We start from the raw sequence: 17,277 nt of genomic DNA, 5'->3' as shown, positions 1-17,277 counted from the left end.
GGGGCCGGGCCTCTAGCGGATCGGGTTGATAAGTGCCTGATAACGCGAGGGTGCGTGCCGATCGAACCACGCCATGTCGCGATCATCGCACCGCCCACGCCGGGGCATTTCAACCCGCTCCAGGTGCTGGGCGGCGAACTGGTGCGTCTGGGGCACCGGGTGACGATGGTCCATCTGGGCGAGGCGGCCGGGCTGGTCGACGATCCGCGGATCGGCTTCGCGGCGATTGAGGGGCGGGGCGGGGTCAGTCTTGCGGCCTATCACGCGACGCTGGCCGCGCCGACCGGGCCGATCGGCCTGCCCCGGATGATCCGCGCGACCGCCGCCATGACCGCGCTGCTGCTCGACCGGGCGCCCATGGTGCTGGCCCGGATCGGCGCGGACACGATCATCGCCGATGCCGCCGAGCCGGCCGGGCCGCTGATCGCCGCGCGGCTCCAACTGCCGCTGGTCGGCAGCATCACCGGCCTACCGCTGTTGCGCGAGCCGGAGGTGCCGCCCCCCTTTCTCGGCTGGCGCTACCGGGCGGATGGACTGGGGCGGTTCCGAAACCGGGGCGGCTATCAGGTGTCGGGTGTGCTGATGCGGCCGATCGACCGGGTGCTGGGCGAGCGGCGGCGCGCCTGGGGAATTGCGGACGCGCAGCCGCTGGTCCAGGTGGCGCAATGTCCCGCCGGGCTGGACTATCCGCGCGACTATCTGCCGGCGAGCTTCCGCTACGGCGCGCCGTGGCGGGCGGGGGCGCCGGCGCCGCTCGACCTGCCGGACGATGGTCGGCCGCTGATCTTCTGTTCACTCGGCACGCTCCAGGGGGCGCGACGCCACCTGCTGGCGATCATGGCCGCCGCCTGTGCCGCGATCGGGGCGCGCGCGGTGATCGGCCATGGCGGCGGGCTGAGCGCGACCGAGGCGGCGGCGCTGCCCGGCAACCCGCTGGTCCGCGCCTTCTGGCCGCAGGAGGCGGTGCTGCGCCAATGTGTCGCGGCGGTGCTGCATGGTGGCTTCAACACCGTGCTCGACGCGTTGGCGGCGGGCGTGCCGATCGTCGCGGTGCCGATCGCCTTCGAGCAGCCGGGCACCGCCGCGCGGCTCGCCTGGGTCGGGGCGGGGCGGGTGGTGCCGATGCGCGGCCTGACCCAGGAGCGGCTGGCGCGGTCGCTGGCGGCGGTGATCCGGGAACCCGGCTATCGCGCCTCGGCCCGGCGGCTGGCGGCCGGGATGCGCGCGGCCGGCGGCGCGGCCTTTGCGGCGGCGACGATCAGCGCGGCGTTGCGCGACGCAGGCGGGGCAGCCGCCACCAGGGCGTCTGCGGACTCAAATGATGTTCGTGATGACATGCGCCGAAGTGGAAGCAGGTAAGCAGCGACAGGGTCGGCGACAGGCGGCTGTTGCGGGCATGGTGCGTGTCGGCAAAGGGCAAGGCCTCGTGCCGGTGGGGCAGATAGGTGCCGAACAGGAACAGCTGCCCCAACGCCAGCAGCGCGGGCACCGCCCAGAAGGCGACGATCGACCAGAGCGACGCGCCGAGCAGCATGTAGAGGATCGCGGCGATCGTGATCCGCACGATCTGCCCATGCGTGTAATATCCCCGGAAGAAGCGCACGAACCAGGGCAGCGCCCGCGTCGGCGCATCGGGGTGGAAGTCGGGGTCTGCCGGGGTGCCCGGCGCCGCATGATGCGCATGATGCTTGGGCAGCAACGCGCCATAGGACAGGCCGGCATAGGCGGCGAGGCACAGCGTCCCGACGATCCGGTTCACGTTCGGGCGGCGGGGCGCGAGCGATCCGTGCATACAGTCATGCGCGACGATGAACAGCCCGGTGCTGAGCCAGGCCTGCACCAGGATCAGGACCATGGCGATCGGCGCGGTCGACCAGCGCCATTCCCAGAAGAAGATGCCGCCGACATGGATCGTGACCCAGGCCAGGGCGATCCCCCCGGCCAGGATCAGGCCGGGCAGCGTATCGGCGGCCGGGGCGCGGCGGTCAGGCAACGGCATCGCGCACTCCCAGGGGCGATCGAGGGTTTCGCACCGGCTGCGGTCGGTCGACCGCGAACAGGCTGCGGACGACGATCAGAGCCGGCGGCGCGAGCGCCAGTCCGGCGATCACATCCACGCCATAATGCCCGCCGAACAGCGGTGTAGCAAGGATCGTGACGCCCGCCCAGATCGGCGCGATCCAGCGCAGGCCCCGGATGTCGCGCTGCGCCCAGGCGAGCAGGACCGGCAAGGTCGCGTGATAGCTGGGAAAGCTGACGATCCCCATCAGCTGGGTCAGGTCCAGCGTGCGATGGCTGCCGTCGCGCAGGCCGGTGATCAAATCCCGTTCCATCCAGGCGATCGATGGCCAGAGATGGCGATAGCCGGCAGGGTCGAAGACATTGCCCATCGCCGGCACCGCGCCGGACAGGGCGATGGTGACGAAGCCCGCCAGGATCGCCGCCGCCACGGTCAGCGCCAGGCGTTCCGCCTGTCCGCAGGCGCTGAGCGCGACGATCGCGACGACCATCTGGAGCGTCAGGCTGTGATAGGCGAAGCCACCGATCCACAAGGCGAACGGGGCCTGGTCCGCCGCCTGGAAGACGGCCGGCCAGTCGAATCCGAGCCAGCGGTCTGCCTCGGCGAAGCGCATGTCCCATAACGGCCCCGCCCGCGCCGCCAACGCATAGGCGAAGACCACGCCGACGATCGTGAACAGCGTCATCTGGAGAAACGCGACTGCGCCCATCGCCAGCCGGTCGCGGCCGCTGCCCTGTCCCCAGAAGCCGGCGGCGGCGAGCAGCGCCAGGGTGGCCAGCGGCGGCACGGCGCGTACCGGATCGATCCGGAATCCCAGGCCGATACAGGTGAACAGGCAGATCAACGTCATCACGCCCAGCAGCCACCAGGAGAAGCGGCGCGCCGCCCCGGCCGTGTCACGGCGGGAAGCGGGGCTGATGCGGGAAGCGACCATCGCCCTAGAACGCCACGTCCCTGCGTCGGTGCCGGGAAGTGGCTGGGAAAAAGCGATATTTCAGGGTGATGGCGTCGCATCGGATGATCCGCTGGCGTCGTTCGATCAAGCAGGCTGGCAAATCGACGCCAAGTCCGCACGGATCGGCACTATGTTGCGATGTTGGCGGACAGTTTTGGAACAGCAACAGGCATAATGCCGGGGTGACAAGTATTTCATAGGGCGAAATCAGCCTGTGTTCATCACGATCCTTTATGGCGGTCTGCGCTATATCCATCATGGAACAGGCTGAGCGATGCTTGCTTTCGCCCGATCATTGTCCGGCATCGCGATCATGGCGACCTGCCTGACCCGGCCCGTGGCTGCGGAACCGATATCGGCGCGCGATTGGAACTGGGCGTCGCGCCTGACCTGGGGGCCAGTCCCGGCCGGCGTGGCGGGGGATCGTCCGGGACCGGGGCGCTGGCTCGATCGCCAATTGGCCAGCGATGATGTGTCGCTGCCGCCCGCCGCCGCGGATCGGGTGGCGGCGATGCGGATCAGTCGCGAGACCATGGCGCAAATCGTCGTCGAGCAGGAGGCGCAGAGCCGCGCCGCGAACGCGCTGACCGATTCCGACCAGCGCAAGGCTGCGCGGAGCGCGTATCAGAAGACGATGGCCGGTCTGGCGGACGAGGCGCGGCACCGCTCCATCCTGCGCGACCTCTATGCCCCGGACCAGCTTCGCGAGCAGATGACCTGGTTCTGGGTCAATTATTTCAACGTGCAGGCGGGCAAGCGCGATATCCGCGCGATGATCGGCGACTATGAGCAGATGCTCCACGACCGCGCCTTTGGTCGGTTCCGCGACTTGCTCCAGGCGACGCTCCAGCACCCCGCGATGCTGCGCTATCTGGATAACGACCGGAATGCGGTCGGCCATATCAACGAGAATTACGCGCGCGAGATCATGGAACTGCACAGCATGGGCGTCGGCGCGGGCTATACGCAGCAGGACGTGCAGGAACTCGCGCGCATCCTGACCGGTGTCGGCATCGACCTCAAGCCCGATCCGCCGCGGCTGAAGCCGGAATGGCGGCCGCTCTATGTCCGTGCCGGCCTGTTCGTCTTCAACCCGGCGCGGCATGATTTCGGCGACTAGCATTTCCTAGGGCATGTCATCAAGGGATCGGGCTTCGCCGAGGTGGAGCAGGCGCTGGACCTGATCGCCGCCGCGCCCGCCACCGCGCATCACGTCGCGCTCCGACTCGCCACCGCCTTTGTCGGCGACACCCCGCCGCCCGCGCTGGTCGATCGCATGGCCGCGACCTTCCGTCGCACGCATGGCGACATGGCGCAGGTGATGCGCACCATGATCCGCGCGCCCGAATTCGCGGCGACGCTGGGGCGCAGCTTCAAGGATCCGGTCCATTACGCCCTGTCGGCGGTGCGGCTCGCCTATGGCGACCGCGTGATCGACGATGCGATGCCGATCGCTCGCTGGATCGACCGGATGGGGGAGGGGCTGTACGATCATCCGACGCCCGACGGCTATGGGCTAGTCGCCTCCGCCTGGTCGGCGCCGGGACAGATGGCGACGCGTTTCGACATCGCGCGGCAGATCGGGGGCGGCGTGGCCGGCCGTGTTCCAAGCGACCGGCATGGGGAGGGGGCCCCCGGCCGTTCCGCCGTTGCAGGCCATGCTTCAAGACAAGGGGATCGCGGCGACCCTGGGTGGCCCGACCCAGACGTCGCTGGCCCAGGCCGGATCACCCAAGGCGCGGAACATGCTGTTCCTGTCCTCGCCCGAATTCATGCGCCGCTGAAGGAGCCGGACCATGTCGATCTCCCAAGCCGCTCGCGGCTGTCCCGTCCATCGCCGCGATCTCCTGCGCGGTGCGGCGACCGCGCTGCCGATGGTGGTCGCGGGTCGCGCCTATGCCGCGCCCCGGGCGGGAAGCCGGCTACTGGTCGTGTTCCTGCGCGGGGCCTATGACGCCGCCAACATCGTCGCGCCGACCGGGGCCGATTTCTATCATCAGGCGCGGCCGACGATCGGCCTTAGCCGGCCCGAACCGCTGGACGCCGCCGCCCCATCGCCGCTCGATGCGGATTGGAGCTTGCATCCTGCCCTGCGCGACAGCATCCTGCCCTTGTGGGGCCTGCGCCAACTGGCCTTCATCCCCTTTGCCGGCACCGACGATATGTCGCGCAGCCATTTCGAGACGCAGGACACGATCGAACTGGGCCAGCCGGTCGGCGGCCATCGCGACTATGGGTCGGGTTTCATGGCGCGGCTGGCCACCATCCTGGGACGGAACGACCGGCCGATCGCCTTTACCGACCAGCTGCCGCTCTGCTTCCATGGTGGCGTCAATCCGGTCCCCAACCTGGCGCTGGCCAATGTCGGCAAGCCGATCGACGCGTGCATGGCCGGGCTGATCGCGGCGATGTATCAGGACGATCCCCTGCTGCGCGGCGCGGTCGCCGAGGGATTTCAGGTGCGCGACACCGTCTACCAGGCCTTACAGGGCGAGATGGCGGCCGCCAGTCGCGGCGCGGTCAGCGCCAAGGGGTTCGAACTGTCCGCCCGGCGGATCGGCACGGTGATGCGCGATCGGTTCGACCTCGCCTTTGTCGATGTCGGCGGCTGGGACACCCATGTCGACCAGGGCGGGGCGACCGGTTACCTGGCGGATCGCATCGCGGAACTGGGGCGCGGCCTGGCCGGCTTCGTCGACGCGATCGGCCCGGCGGCGTGGCGGACGACGACCGTGGTGGTGGTGTCGGAGTTCGGCCGCACCTTTCGAGAGAATGGCGATCGCGGCACCGATCACGGCCATGGCAGCGTCTATTGGGTGATGGGCGGCGGCCTGTCGGGCGGGCGGATGGCCGGCGAGCAGGTGGCGCTGAGCGAGGCGACGCTCAACCAGCAGCGCGACCTGCCCGTGCTGACCGACTATCGCGCGCTGATCGGCGGTCTGGTCCAGCGCCAGTTCGGCCTGTCCGAGGCCCGGATCGCCTCGCTCTTCCCGCAGGTGCGGCCGCAGGATCTGCACCTGATCTGATCGCCGCGTGACACAATTCCCGGTCGCCGCGCGTTCCGACCCCATTACGAAGGAGCGCCAAGATGCACGACCAGACCCACACGCCCCATGAACCCGAAAGCTTTGCCGACCTGCCGATCCAGCCGACCGGATCGGGCGTCCAGGATCTGGAGATCGCCTATGAGCAACTGCGACTGTCCGAGGAGGAGCCGGACGCCGCATCGGCCGCAGTCCCCACGCTGAGCGGCGACGCCATGGCCGAAAGCGAGGCACATCCGAGCTGATCCCTCATCTTGAGGCGGGCATGAAATCCTATCGCCGATCCAGCATCTCCAATGCTGGATCGGCGATATGGTATCCCCAAGCGATCTCCATCGGCGCGGCCTCTTGCTCTCGGCGACGCGTGGCGAGATCGGTGCGGCGGAACGGCCCTTCCTTGGCGGTAGAAGAAGGTTATCTTGCGCGCTGAGCGCCAGCACGGGTGGTACCTCTTCCTCTGATACTGGCAAGCGTCGATCCGATAAGGGTGGAGGGGATGCCCGGCTACGGCCAACTCTCTACCGCATACCGACTTCGATCGCAGCCTGTCGTTCACGCTCAGCTTGGACGCTGGGGGAAGAGTACGCGAACGGGTGGGTCTAGGCAGCGTCGCAGCGCTCGCGCGCTTCGGACAGCGAAATTTCCGGGTATCGGCCGACAGTCAGCCGCTCCTCCTTGGGGTCGAAGCGGTATTTGCGACGGAATGAGTTGGCCCTGCTCGGGGAGACGTAGAGCCCGCCGCCATCCGCCAAATCGCGGGGGGCCGATCCAAGCTTGGCGTTCTTCACCTCGGCATCGGTCAGCGGCACGATACCCCCAATCTACGATTCGATACCCGCACTGGTACCCCCAAGCGTTACGCGCTGGAGAGCTCGCATGAGAGCGAATGAAAAACGTGCGGGGTATGTGCAGAGGCCGGCAGCCTTAAGATGCCGTATGTCCGGCATGATAGGTCGCAATGGTGGGCCCGGCAGGACTCGAACCCGCAACCTAGCCGTTATGAGCGGCCAGCTCTAACCATTGAGCTACAGGCCCCACCTTCGGACGCTCGCTAGCGCAGCCGCGATAGGATAAAAAGAGAGCCAGCAATAAAAAAGGGGCGCGTCCCATGATGGGAGGCGCCCCTTTTGCCGTAATGGCGTGCAGCAGGCCGAACAACCGGCCCGCCACCGGCATTACTGCATGTTGTCGGCCTTCGCCTCGCCCGCGTCGCGGACGTTGTCGGCAGCGGCATTCATGTTGTCCGCAGCGTTCTCGAGCACGGCCGAAGCAGCGGTGTTCGAGGTGTTGTCCGCCAGCGCGTCCATGTTGTCCGCCTGCATTTCCATGTTGTCGGCCATCATGTCTGCGTTGTTCTCAACGGCAGCGGCCTCAGGGGACTTCGAGCAGGCGGCCACGGACATCAGGCCGGCGGCAGCGAGAACGAAAGCGATCTTCTTCATTCAAATGCTCCCAAGCATAGCAAATCTCGCGGCCGACCCGATAGCCGTCGCGAACGGCCGCAATAGCGGACCGGTTCGTCCGGTCAATCGCCAAAATTCATCTCTCGGTAACGTCCTGTCGCAACTGAGGTTAACGACGTGGGGTGACCGGCGCGATCGTCTCGGGCGCGTTGGCGACGATCTGGAGCATCGCCGTCCAGGCCGCGACGTTCTGGCGAAGCTGCGCCGGATCGACCCGGTCCAGCGTGTCCTCCGGCGTGTGGTGATAGTCGAAATAGCGCAGGCCCGACTGGTTGAGGTCGACCCCGGCCACGCCCGTCTTGACCACCGGCGCGATGTCGGTGCCGTCGCCCGCCGTGCCCGATCCGCGCACGATGCCGAGCGGGGCGAGCGTGACCGCCAGCCGGTCCGCGATCGGCTTGGCGGCGGGATCGAAGTTCGTCTCGAATCGCCACACCCGGTCCGCGCCGAAATCGCTTTCGCTGGCGGTGGCGTGATATTCATTGGAATGGGCCTTGGCATAGGCTTCACCGCCGAAGCCGCCGATCTCCTCGTCGCCGAACCAGACGACGCGGATCGTGCGGCGCGGCCGGCCGGCATCCATCACCAACTTGGCGGCGGCGGCGGTGATCGCCACGCCCGACGCGTCGTCGATCGCGCCGGTGCCGAGGTCCCAGCTGTCCAGATGCCCGCCGACCAGCACGATGCCCGCCTTGGGATCGGTGCCCGGCACCTCGGCGACGACGTTGCCGGACTGGCGGTCGCCGACGAAGCGGGGGGTGAGGGTGAGCTTCATCGTCACCGGCTTGCCCAGCTTGATCATACGCTCCAGATTTTCGGCATCCGCGACAGACAGCGCGCCGGCCGGGATCGGCGTGACCCCCGCATCGAAATTGGTCGTGCCGGCATGGGGCCCGCGGCCATGGTCGGTGCCGATCGAGCGGATGACCAGGGCCGCCGCGCCCTTCTGTGCCGCGACGTTCGGGCCGACGAAGCGCGCGGAGCCCGAACTGCCATAGCTGGAGCCATCCTGCGTCGGCTCCATCGCGTTGGAGACAAAGGCGATCTTGCCAGCCAGGCTGCCGGCGGGAGCGAGCAGCAGGTCGTTGAAGGTCGCAAAATAGACGACCGGCGCGGTCAGCCCCTCGGCCGGGGTCGCGCCCGTATTGCCGAGCGCGGTGATGTGGAGGGGCTGGGCATAGAGGCCGACGATCTCGGCCGTCTCGGCACCGCGCTCCCAGACATTGTTCAGCGTATAGGGTTCGATGCGGACGTTCTTGAAGCCCAGTGCCTTGAGCCGCGCCACCGCCCAGTCGCGGGCATAGGCCTGGCGCGCCGAGCCGCCGGTCATGCGCGGCCCGACCTCGGTCGTCAGCCCCTCGACCAGCGCATAGGCGGTGTCGTCGGTCAGCGCCTTGTCGCGCAGGGCCGCCGCCTTGGGATCGGGCGGGACGGGCAGCGGCGTCGGGCGGGGGCGGGTGGCGGTGGTCGGGCCGCCCGGCGGCGGCGCGGCGGGCCGTTGCGCGGCGAGTGGGCTTGAAGCGAGCAGCAGGACCAGGGCGGCGGTTTTCATGGCATTCCCTTTTCGTGTTCCGGTGCAGGGCGTAAGGCCCCCGCGCCCGGTCCGACAAGCCCCCGCGTTGCCAAGGGGCGGGCGGGTCGCTATCTCTGCCGTCACATTCCGCACAATCCAACACGGAGCCGCGCGCCCATCATGGCCGTTCAGTATACCTACGTCATGAAGGGTCTGACCAAGACCTTTCCCGGCGCCAACAAGCCCGTTCTCAACAACATCCACCTCCAGTTCATTCCTGGCGCGAAGATCGCGATCATCGGCCCGAACGGCGCGGGCAAGTCGACCCTGATGAAGGTCATGGCCGGCATGGACACCGACTTCGTCGGCGAGGCCTGGCCCGCCGAGGGGATCCGCGTCGGCTATCTGGCGCAGGAGCCGCAGCTCGATCCGACCAAGGACGTGATGGGCAACGTCAAGGACGGCGTGCGTCCGGTCGCGGACCTGGTCGACCGGTTCAACGCCATCTCCGCCGAGATGGGCGATCCGCAGGACGACACCGATTTCGACGCGCTGATGGAGGAGATGGGCGATCTCCAGGCCAAGATCGACGCGGTCGACGGCTGGTCGCTCGACAGCCAGCTGGAACAGGCGATGGAAGCGCTGCGCTGCCCCCCCGGCGATGCCGACGTCACCCGCCTGTCGGGCGGCGAGAAGCGCCGCGTCGCGCTCTGCAAGCTGCTGCTAGAGAAGCCGGACATCCTGCTGCTCGACGAGCCGACCAACCATCTCGACGCCGAAAGCGTGTCGTGGCTGGAAAATTACCTGAAGGAATATGCGGGGAACGTCATCCTCGTCACCCACGATCGCTACTTCCTCGACAATGTCGTGAACTGGGTGCTCGAGCTCGATCGCGGCCGCTACTACACCTACGAATCCAACTATTCCGGCTATCTGGAAAAGAAGGCCAAGCGGCTGGAGCAGGAGGAGCGCGACGAGGCCGGCAAGCAGAAGGCGATCGCCGACGAGCTCGCCTGGATGCGCCAGACCCCCAAGGCCCGCCAGACCAAGTCGAAGGCGCGTATCCGCGCGTTCGAGGAGCTGATGGAGAAGCAGGAGAGCCGCGTCGCGGGCAAGGCGCAGATCCTGATCCAGATCCCCGAGCGGCTGGGCGGCAAGGTGATCGAGGCCAAGGGGCTGACCAAGTCCTATGGCGACAAGCTGCTGTTCGAAGGCCTGGACTTCATGCTGCCGCCGGGCGGTATCGTCGGCGTGATCGGGCCGAACGGCGCGGGCAAGTCGACGCTGTTCAAGCTGATCACCGGGCAGGAACAGCCGGACGAGGGCACGATCGACATCGGCTCGACCGTCAAGCTCGGCTATGTCGACCAGAGCCGCGATCACCTCGATCCGAACAAGAATGTCTGGCAGGAAATCTCCGACGAGCTGGAGGTCTTCCGCTTCGGCAAGCAGGAGCTGGGCACGCGCGCCTATGTCGGCGCGTTCAACTTCCGCGGTCCCGACCAGCAGAAGAAGGTCGGCCAGCTGTCGGGCGGTGAGCGCAATCGCGTCCACATGGCCAAGATGCTGAAGGAGGGCGGCAACGTCCTGCTGCTCGACGAGCCGACCAACGACCTCGACGTCGAGACGCTGCGCGCGCTGGAAGAGGCGCTGGAGACGTTCGCGGGCTGCGCCGTGGTCATCAGCCACGATCGCTTCTTCCTCGATCGCCTCTGCACGCACATCCTGGCGTTCGAAGGCGACAGCCATGTCGAATGGTTCGAGGGCAATTACGAGTCGTACGAGGAGGACAAGCGCCGCCGCATGGGCGACGCCGCCGATCGCCCGACGCGTCTGGCCTATAAGAAGCTGACCCGCTGACCTGAGCGTACCGGTCCCGCGTCGATGGTGGCGCGGGACCGGGTTTCCGGTCGAAGCCGTGCTCCTGCGGATGCAGGAGCCCAACGCGACCCGCTCCAGGCTCCTGTCTACGCCGGAGCGCGGCGTGACCGCTCCCTGATCCACGCCGCGACGTCATCCGGCTTGGTGACGGGGATCATATGCCCCCCCTCCATCAGCGTCAGGTCCGCGCCCGGCACGGCGGTGGCGAGCCGCTCGCCATGCAGCGCCGGGTCGAGGATCTGGTCGCCCCGGCCGTAGAGGATGCCGAGCGGCATCGTCAGCGTCGGGTAGCGCTGCATCATCTCCGGCAGGTCGACATTCGCGGCCACCATGTCGGCCGAGGCCGACTCGAACGTACCGGGCCGCGTCACCAGCGCACCGCCGCCGCGCGTGTCGAAATCCGCCGGCACCGGATCGGGCGCGAAGACCAGATCGCGGCCCTTCGCCGCCGCCAGCAGGGTGGCGGGCGTCGCGATCGTCCAGGCCGCCGCCCGGCGCAACGCGGCGGAGCGGATGGCGAGGCCGCGAAAGGCGGGCGGCACCTCCTCGATCATCTGGGTCAGCGGCGCGATCAGCGCCAGGCTGCCGACCAGCGCGGGATGGTCGAGCGCCAGGGCCAATGCGACCGCGCCGCCCAGCGAATGGCCGACGACCAGTGGCCGATCGACATCCAGCCGTTCCAGCAGCTTCGCGATCACCGCCGCCTGCGCCCGGACATTGTTCGCGCCGATCGCCTGCGAATAGCCGGAGCCGGGCCGGTCGATCAGGATGACGCGATGATCGGTGGCGAGCCGGCCGAGCAGGCCATGGCTGAAATTGCGCATCTGGCCGCCCAGTCCATGGATCATCACGATCGCCGGACCGCTGCCCCGGTCCAGGCAATGCAGCCGCACGCCGTCCACCTCGACGAAGCCACCGTCCGCCGGCACCAGTCGCTCGACCCGCCGCCGGTTCCACGCCGCGAACAGCGCCAGCGCGCCCACCGCCGCGACGCCTACCCCGGCCGCGACGATCGGGCGGGGCAGGCTGCGGCTCGGCGCGGGGGCAGGCGGCGCGCCGGTCGGCGTCCCGCCGAACTGCATCACGCCGTCCTCCACCGATCCCAGCCGCAGCGCCGCCAGGTCGAGCAGATAATTTTGGTGGACGCGCCACGGCGCCTTCGATCCCTGATGCGGCAGCGTCGCGGCGGCGCGCTGGACATAGCCGGAGGTGAAGTGGAGCAGGGGCTCGGCGGTGATATCCGGGTCGAGCTGGCGCGGCACGCACCAGCCATGGCCCTGTTCGTCCATGTGCCGGATCAGCCGGCAGGCATAGCGCGCGGTCAGATCGCATTTCAGCGTCCAGGATGCATTGGTATAGCCGAAGGCGAGCGCGAAGTTCGGCACGTCCTCCAGCATCATGCCCTTATAGACCATCCGGTCCTGCGGCCGGACCGCCAGCCCGTCGACGGTCAGCGCGACGCCGCCGAACAGCTTGAGCGTCAGGCCGGTGGCGGTGACCACGATGTCCGCCGGCAGCAGCGCGCCCGATTCCAGCCGCACGCCCTCGGCCACGAACCGGTCGATCCGGTCGGTGACGATCGCCGCCTTGCCCGCGCGGATCGCGGTGAACAGGTCGGCATCGGGCACCAGGCAGACACGCTGGTCCCAGGGCGCATAGTCGGGCGAGAAGTCGCGCGTCACCTCGTAACCCTCGGGCAGCCGCGCGCGCGCGTTCTTCAGGATCAGCGACTTGACCCGGTCGGGCTGGCGGCGCGCCAGGGCGAAGGTGCCGATGCCGAGCAGGATGTTCTTCCACCGCGCCGCCGCGCCGGCCGCGCCGTCCGGCAGGAGCGTGGCGGCGACCCGCGCGAAGCCGTCGCGCGACGGACGTGAGACGATGTAGCTGGGCGAGCGTTGCAGCATCGTCACCTGCGCCGCCGTCTGCGCCAGCGTGGGGACCAGCGTCACCGCCGTCGCGCCGCTGCCGATCACGACGATGCGCCGGCCGGCATGGTCCAGCCCCTCGGGCCAATGCTGCGGATGGACGAGCGTGCCGGCAAAATCGGAAAGGCCGGGCCAGTCGGGCCGGTGGCCTTGATCATAATCGTAATAGCCGCTGCCCATATAGAGGAAGCGGCAGGTCAGCGTCTCGGGACCCGCATCGCCCGCCACCTCGATCGTCCAGCGGCCCTGGGCCGACGACCAGTCGGCGCGCTCCACCCGCCGGCCGAAGCGGATATGCCGGTCGATGCCATAATCGCGCGCGGTGTCGGCGATATAGTCGCGGATCACCGCGCCGTCCGCGATCGACCGGTCGCCTCGCCACGGGCGGAAGGGGAAACCGAGCGTGTACATGTCGCTGTCCGAACGGATGCCGGGATAGCGGAACAGGTCCCAAGTGCCGCCGATCGCGTCGCGCGCCTCCAGGATCGCATAGCTCTTGCCCGGGCAATCGGTCTGGAGGCGATAGGCCGCGTCGATCCCCGACAGGCCGGCCCCCACGATCAGCACGTCGAAATCGCGGCCGGGGGGTGAGCTGTCCGTCATGTGCCTGTCCTGTCCTTCTGCCGATGATCCGTGACAACGAACAAGACGCGCTACCGAGCCCGGTCCCCCGTCGCAACCGACGCGAATCGCGTCGCCAGATGGTGGAGGACGATCCCGCTGGTGGTCGCGACGTTGAGCGAGTCGAAGCCGTCGGCCATGTCGATCCGCACGCTGCGGGTGCGCGCCAGCAGGGCGGGGGACAGGCCGGGCCCCTCCGCGCCCAGCAGCACCGCCTGCCGTCCTTCGGGACGGAGATCGGCCAGCCGCTCGGCCCCTTGCGGACTGAGCGCGAGCGGCGAAAAGCCATGGGCGTCGAGCAGCGCCAGCGGATCGTCCCCGGCCGCCAGCCTGGCGAACGGCACCAGCAGCGTTGCGCCAACCGACACCCGGATCGCCTTGCGGTAGAGCGGATCGCAACAGTCCCCATCGAGCAATACCGCGCCGATGCCGAAGCCGGCGGCATTGCGGAAGATGCCGCCCATATTGTCGTGGTTGGCGATGGCGGAGAGCAGCAGCACGTCGCGCCCCCGGGCGGCGGCGTCGGCCAGTGCCCGGTCTGGGGAAGGGGGATCGATCCGCCGGCCGATCGCTAGGATGCCGCGATGGAGCGGAAAGCCCGCTACCGCATCCAATACGGCTTGCTCGGCGGTATAGACGGGCAGGTCATTCGGCAATCGGTCGAGCAGGGGCGTCAACGCCGCCACCCGCTTGTCGGCGATCAGCAGCGACTGCGGTCCGGCCTGGCGGCTGTCGACCAGCTTCTCCAGCACCACCTTGCCCTCGGCGACGAACAGGCCGTCGCGGCCGACCAGATCGCGCTCGCGTATGTCGCGATAGGCGGCGATCCGGGGATCGGCCGGATCGTCGATGGCGATCAGCTCTGCCATGGCCGGTCAGCGCCGATGCCGGGACAGCGCCTGCCACAGCGCGTCGTTATCGGCGACCCAGCGATGATCCGCGCCGACGGAGACGCGCGCCGTCACCTCCGTCCCGTCGCGGCAGGCGGCGTAGCCTTCCTCATAAACGCCGGGCGCGACCCAGTGCACGGTCGGCGCGGCGGTGCAGCCGTTGATCGCGGCCCAGCGCTGCTCGGCCGCGTGCATAGAATAGCGCCAATAGCTGGCCCCGCCGCCCGCGATCGGGTTGACGGGATCACGGTCGCCGGCAAAGGCGATGACCGAGATCGGCCGCGACGGCGTGCAGCTCGCGGGATCGGGCCGGTCGGGATCGCTCGCCAGCGGCTGGCCGGCGCGCAGGCCCACCACCGGCGCGATGGCGGCGAAGCGGTCGGCGGCGACGCAGCCCAGCCACGACGCCATCCGCCCGCCGCCCGACAGGCCCGTCACATAGACCTGCGCCGGATCGACGCAGCCCGCCGCGACCAGCCGCCCGGCGAGGCCGGTCAGGAACGCGACATCGTCCCGCGCCTCGGGACCGGGAATTGTCCCTTCCACGGTCGGTACGCCGGGGATGTTCCAGACGAAGCCGCTCTTCGCCGGGATGCCACCATCGGGATAGGCGAGCAGGAAACCATGCCGGTCGGCGGTCGCGCCCAACCCCGAGTCCCGCAGCATCGCGGCCCCGGTCGCGGTGCTGCCATGGAGCAGCAACAGGAGCGGCAGGGGATGCTCCCCCGACCAGCCCGCCGGCGCCCGCACCGCCCCCGGCGCGATCCGGCCGAGCGTCGCGGGCGAACAGCTCGGCGCGGCAAAAGCGAGACCGGGTGTGAACAGGAGCAGGAGGCTGGCGGACAGCCGTAGGAGGAACGCGGTCATTCCCATCGTCTGCGCAGTCGCGGCGGGCCGGTCAACCCGCCGCTACACGCCGCGCCAGCACAGGGGCGGTGGCAAGTCCGCCGCGGCATAGTCGATCTGCAGCACCCGGCGACGACGCGGCGGATCGGCGGCGGCGGAGCCATGGACGATGGCGGTGCGATAGACCCAGGCATCGCCGCGCGCCGCCAGGCAGAGTTGCTGGCCGTGCGTCGCCGCCAGTCGCTCCAGTCCGTCGCTGGCAAGCCGGCCCAGGCGGTGCGAGCCTGGAATGATGGCGAGCGGCGCATTGGTCGCGTCGACCGGGTCCAGGTGCACGCGAATGGTGAGCATCGCTTCAATGATCGCGAAGGGCGGTTCGACCTGGACCAGTCCGGCCTTGACCGTCCAGGGGCCGAAGCCGGGCGCGTCCGCCCGGCGTTCCACCACGATGGTGCGGTCCTGATGCCAGCCCAGCGCCCAGTTCGCGGCGGGCGACTTGTCGAACAGCAGCGCGCGGACCGGGCGGGCCGCCGCGCCGAGCGCCGCCGAGGCCAGACCGCCGATGCGGCTGCCGGCCATGATCAACGGCGTTAAACCGACCATGTCACGCAGCCGCACCCCCGCGCAATCCTCCGGCAGGTGGGCGAGTGCCGCTTCGATCTGCCCGCACGTCGCTTCGTCCACTGCGGCGGGACAGCGTATCGCGCCGTCCCGGTCGAGCGTTGCACGCCAGGCGGGGTCGCCGACTGCCCGTGCCATCACCGGTCAGGACTGGCCCGGCCGGATATCGTCGAACCGCTCCACCGCCACGGCGGGGCCGGTGCCGCTCGGTGCGGCGGGAACGGCGATGTCGGGGTCTTCGCGCGGGTCGAGCCCGCCCTCCCATTTCGCGACCAGCGAGGCGGCGATGGCGTTGCCGATCACGTTGGTCGCGGACCGGCCCATGTCGAGGAAATGGTCGACCGCCAGGATCAGCAGCAGGCCCGCCTCCGGAATCTTGAACATCGACAAGGTGCCGGCGATTACCACCAGAGAGGCGCGCGGCACGCCGGCGATCCCCTTGGACGTGACCATCAGAACGAGCAGCATCGTGATCTGCTCGCCCAGCGACAGCGGGATACCATAGGCCTGCGCGATGAACATCGACGCGAAGGTCATGTACATCATCGAGCCGTCGAGGTTGAACGAATAGCCGAGCGGCAGCACGAAGCTGGCGATGCGCGGCGGCACGCCGAACTTGTCCAGCGCCTCCAGCGTGCGCGGATAGGCGGCCTCCGACGAGGCGGTGGAGAAGGCGAGGATCAGCGGATCGCGGATATAGCGGATCAGCAGGCGCGTGCGCGGGCCGACCAGCACGAAGGCGATGCCGATCAGCAGCAGCCAGAGCAGCGCCAGCCCCAGATAGAAGCTGCCCATGAAATAGCCCAGGTCGCGCAGCACGCCCGGACCCCGTTCCGCCAGCGTCGAGGTCACCGCCGCGAACACCGCGATGGGGGCGAAGCGCATGACGTAGTTGGTGATCTGGAGCATCACCGCGACCAGCGCCTCGACCGCGCGGGTCAGCGGCGCGGCCTTCTCGCCCACCGCCGTGATCGCGACGCCGACGAAGATCGAGAAGACGACGATCTGGAGGATCTCGTTGGTCGCCATCGCCTCGACCATCGACTGCGGCACGATATGGCTGACGAACTTGGTCGCGTCGAAGGCGGTGCGTGTGACCCCGCTCGCCTCGTTCGCGGGCGGCAGCGGCAGGGCCAGGCCGACACCGGGTTGCAGCACGTTGACCAGGATCAGGCCCAGCGTCAGCGACAACAGGCTGGCGGTGATGAACCAGCCCAGGCTCTTCGCCCCGACCCGGCCCAGCGCCGAGGTGTCGCCCATATGCGCGATGCCGACGACCAATGTCGCGAAGACGAGCGGCGCGATGATCATCTTGATCAGGCGCAGGAACAAGGTGGTCAGGATCGAGAAATAGCCGGCGATCTCGGTCAGCCGCGCGGCCGAGGCCGGGCTGCCGTCGTCGATCGCGACATGCAGCCCCCAGCCGAGCACGAGCCCCGCGACCAGCGCCGCCATGATCCAGTACGTAAGGCGCTTGGCCATCCAACACTCCCGATTG

General features: G+C 68.9%; 15 protein-coding genes, 1 tRNA gene and 1 pseudogene. 6 read left to right on the top strand and 11 right to left on the bottom strand.

The genetic code is table 11. The annotated features are described in order from the left end of the window. Positions 1-54 precede the first annotated feature (54 nt). Positions 55-1,359, top strand: coding sequence for a glycosyltransferase (locus tag QE452_RS09150; RefSeq protein WP_309729957.1), 1,305 nt, complete (start codon positions 55-57; stop codon positions 1,357-1,359). Here QE452_RS09150 and QE452_RS09145 read toward each other — a convergent pair. Next, the gene (locus QE452_RS09145) at positions 1,259-1,999 is read right to left on the bottom strand and encodes a fatty acid desaturase (protein WP_309658078.1); all 741 of its coding nucleotides are present in this window, start codon (positions 1,997-1,999) and stop codon (positions 1,259-1,261) included. The genes QE452_RS09150 and QE452_RS09145 overlap by 101 nt on opposite strands. Beyond that, the gene (locus QE452_RS09140) at positions 1,986-2,954 is read right to left on the bottom strand and encodes a phosphatase PAP2 family protein (protein WP_309658079.1); all 969 of its coding nucleotides are present in this window, start codon (positions 2,952-2,954) and stop codon (positions 1,986-1,988) included. Before QE452_RS09140 ends, QE452_RS09145 begins: the two co-directional genes overlap by 14 nt. Between QE452_RS09140 and QE452_RS09135 the strand changes: the two genes are divergently transcribed. The 4 genes and pseudogenes from QE452_RS09135 (at position 2,938) to QE452_RS09120 (ending at position 6,264) form a co-directional block, all read left to right on the top strand. After that, entirely contained in the window at positions 2,938-3,150 is a 213-nt protein-coding gene (locus QE452_RS09135) for a hypothetical protein (RefSeq protein WP_309658080.1), read from the top strand. The genes QE452_RS09140 and QE452_RS09135 overlap by 17 nt on opposite strands. Positions 3,151-3,249: 99 nt before the next feature. Then, a pseudogene (locus tag QE452_RS09130) lies at positions 3,250-4,929 on the top strand (DUF1800 domain-containing protein). Next, positions 4,850-6,001 (top strand): DUF1501 domain-containing protein, encoded by a 1,152-nt coding sequence (locus QE452_RS09125; protein WP_309730535.1) that lies wholly within the window; start codon positions 4,850-4,852, stop codon positions 5,999-6,001. The pseudogene QE452_RS09130 and the gene QE452_RS09125 overlap by 80 nt, the downstream one beginning before the upstream one ends. 62 nt (positions 6,002-6,063) lie before the next feature. After that, positions 6,064-6,264, top strand: a complete 201-nt coding sequence (locus QE452_RS09120; protein ID WP_309658082.1) for a hypothetical protein — start codon at positions 6,064-6,066, stop codon at positions 6,262-6,264. 354 nt (positions 6,265-6,618) lie between these two features. On the opposite strand, the gene QE452_RS09115 is transcribed toward QE452_RS09120, so the two are convergent. The 4 genes from QE452_RS09115 to QE452_RS09100 all read right to left on the bottom strand — a co-directional run bounded on the left by QE452_RS09115 (position 6,619) and on the right by QE452_RS09100 (position 9,034). Beyond that, positions 6,619-6,828, bottom strand: a complete 210-nt coding sequence (locus tag QE452_RS09115; protein WP_309658083.1) for an Arm DNA-binding domain-containing protein — start codon at positions 6,826-6,828, stop codon at positions 6,619-6,621. Positions 6,829-6,978: 150 nt separating this feature from the next. Then, positions 6,979-7,054: transfer RNA gene (locus QE452_RS09110), tRNA-Ile, on the bottom strand. A 140-nt stretch (positions 7,055-7,194) separates the two neighbouring features. Further along, positions 7,195-7,461 carry a hypothetical protein gene (locus QE452_RS09105; protein ID WP_125993025.1) on the bottom strand — a complete coding sequence of 89 codons (267 nt, stop codon included), beginning with the start codon at positions 7,459-7,461 and terminating at the stop codon, positions 7,195-7,197. 130 nt (positions 7,462-7,591) lie between these two features. Beyond that, the gene (locus QE452_RS09100) at positions 7,592-9,034 is read right to left on the bottom strand and encodes a M20/M25/M40 family metallo-hydrolase (protein ID WP_309658084.1); all 1,443 of its coding nucleotides are present in this window, start codon (positions 9,032-9,034) and stop codon (positions 7,592-7,594) included. Between the two features lie 141 nt (positions 9,035-9,175). Between QE452_RS09100 and ettA the strand changes: the two genes are divergently transcribed. Then, complete coding sequence (gene ettA, locus QE452_RS09095; protein WP_125993999.1) at positions 9,176-10,855, top strand: energy-dependent translational throttle protein EttA; 1,680 nt, start codon at positions 9,176-9,178, stop codon at positions 10,853-10,855. Positions 10,856-10,962: 107 nt separating this feature from the next. On the opposite strand, the gene QE452_RS09090 is transcribed toward ettA, so the two are convergent. From QE452_RS09090 to QE452_RS09070, 5 genes are read right to left on the bottom strand one after another with little or no spacing between them, the layout of a single operon-like run. Beyond that, on the bottom strand, positions 10,963-13,404 hold the full coding sequence (locus QE452_RS09090; protein WP_309658085.1) for an alpha/beta fold hydrolase: 2,442 nt from the start codon (positions 13,402-13,404) through the stop codon (positions 10,963-10,965). Between the two features lie 50 nt (positions 13,405-13,454). After that, complete coding sequence (locus QE452_RS09085; RefSeq protein WP_309658086.1) at positions 13,455-14,291, bottom strand: RNA methyltransferase; 837 nt, start codon at positions 14,289-14,291, stop codon at positions 13,455-13,457. A 6-nt stretch (positions 14,292-14,297) separates the two neighbouring features. Continuing rightward, positions 14,298-15,179: a PHB depolymerase family esterase gene (locus QE452_RS09080; RefSeq protein ID WP_309658087.1), complete on the bottom strand. Its 882-nt coding sequence runs from the start codon at positions 15,177-15,179 to the stop codon at positions 14,298-14,300. A 42-nt stretch (positions 15,180-15,221) separates the two neighbouring features. After that, a complete protein-coding gene (locus QE452_RS09075; protein WP_309658088.1) occupies positions 15,222-15,917 on the bottom strand; it encodes a phytanoyl-CoA dioxygenase family protein in 696 nt (231 codons plus the stop codon). A gap of 6 nt (positions 15,918-15,923) precedes the next feature. Further along, positions 15,924-17,261, bottom strand: a complete 1,338-nt coding sequence (locus QE452_RS09070; RefSeq protein ID WP_309658089.1) for a dicarboxylate/amino acid:cation symporter — start codon at positions 17,259-17,261, stop codon at positions 15,924-15,926. Positions 17,262-17,277 lie beyond the last annotated feature (16 nt).

This window comes from Sphingomonas sp. SORGH_AS_0438, from assembly GCF_031453475.1.
In the GTDB taxonomy this organism is placed as follows: domain Bacteria; phylum Pseudomonadota; class Alphaproteobacteria; order Sphingomonadales; family Sphingomonadaceae; genus Sphingomonas.
Note: the sequence above shows the minus strand (reverse complement) of the source record. Positions and strands in the feature narration are given on the sequence as shown.

Excerpts from the sequence above, each read along its gene's own strand:
- QE452_RS09145 (WP_309658078.1), bottom strand. The coding sequence starts at position 1,999 with ATGCCGTTGCCTGACCGCCGCGCCCCGGCCGCCGATACGCTGCCCGGC.
- QE452_RS09135 (WP_309658080.1), top strand. The coding sequence starts at position 2,938 with ATGCGGGAAGCGACCATCGCCCTAGAACGCCACGTCCCTGCGTCGGTG.
- QE452_RS09140 (WP_309658079.1), bottom strand. The coding sequence starts at position 2,954 with ATGGTCGCTTCCCGCATCAGCCCCGCTTCCCGCCGTGACACGGCCGGG.
- QE452_RS09125 (WP_309730535.1), top strand. The coding sequence starts at position 4,850 with ATGGTGGTCGCGGGTCGCGCCTATGCCGCGCCCCGGGCGGGAAGCCGG.
- QE452_RS09120 (WP_309658082.1), top strand. The coding sequence starts at position 6,064 with ATGCACGACCAGACCCACACGCCCCATGAACCCGAAAGCTTTGCCGAC.
- QE452_RS09105 (WP_125993025.1), bottom strand. The coding sequence starts at position 7,461 with ATGAAGAAGATCGCTTTCGTTCTCGCTGCCGCCGGCCTGATGTCCGTG.
- QE452_RS09100 (WP_309658084.1), bottom strand. The coding sequence starts at position 9,034 with ATGAAAACCGCCGCCCTGGTCCTGCTGCTCGCTTCAAGCCCACTCGCC.
- ettA (WP_125993999.1), top strand. The coding sequence starts at position 9,176 with ATGGCCGTTCAGTATACCTACGTCATGAAGGGTCTGACCAAGACCTTT.
- QE452_RS09090 (WP_309658085.1), bottom strand. The coding sequence starts at position 13,404 with ATGACGGACAGCTCACCCCCCGGCCGCGATTTCGACGTGCTGATCGTG.
- QE452_RS09085 (WP_309658086.1), bottom strand. The coding sequence starts at position 14,291 with ATGGCAGAGCTGATCGCCATCGACGATCCGGCCGATCCCCGGATCGCC.
- QE452_RS09080 (WP_309658087.1), bottom strand. The coding sequence starts at position 15,179 with ATGACCGCGTTCCTCCTACGGCTGTCCGCCAGCCTCCTGCTCCTGTTC.
- QE452_RS09075 (WP_309658088.1), bottom strand. The coding sequence starts at position 15,917 with ATGGCACGGGCAGTCGGCGACCCCGCCTGGCGTGCAACGCTCGACCGG.
- QE452_RS09070 (WP_309658089.1), bottom strand. The coding sequence starts at position 17,261 with ATGGCCAAGCGCCTTACGTACTGGATCATGGCGGCGCTGGTCGCGGGG.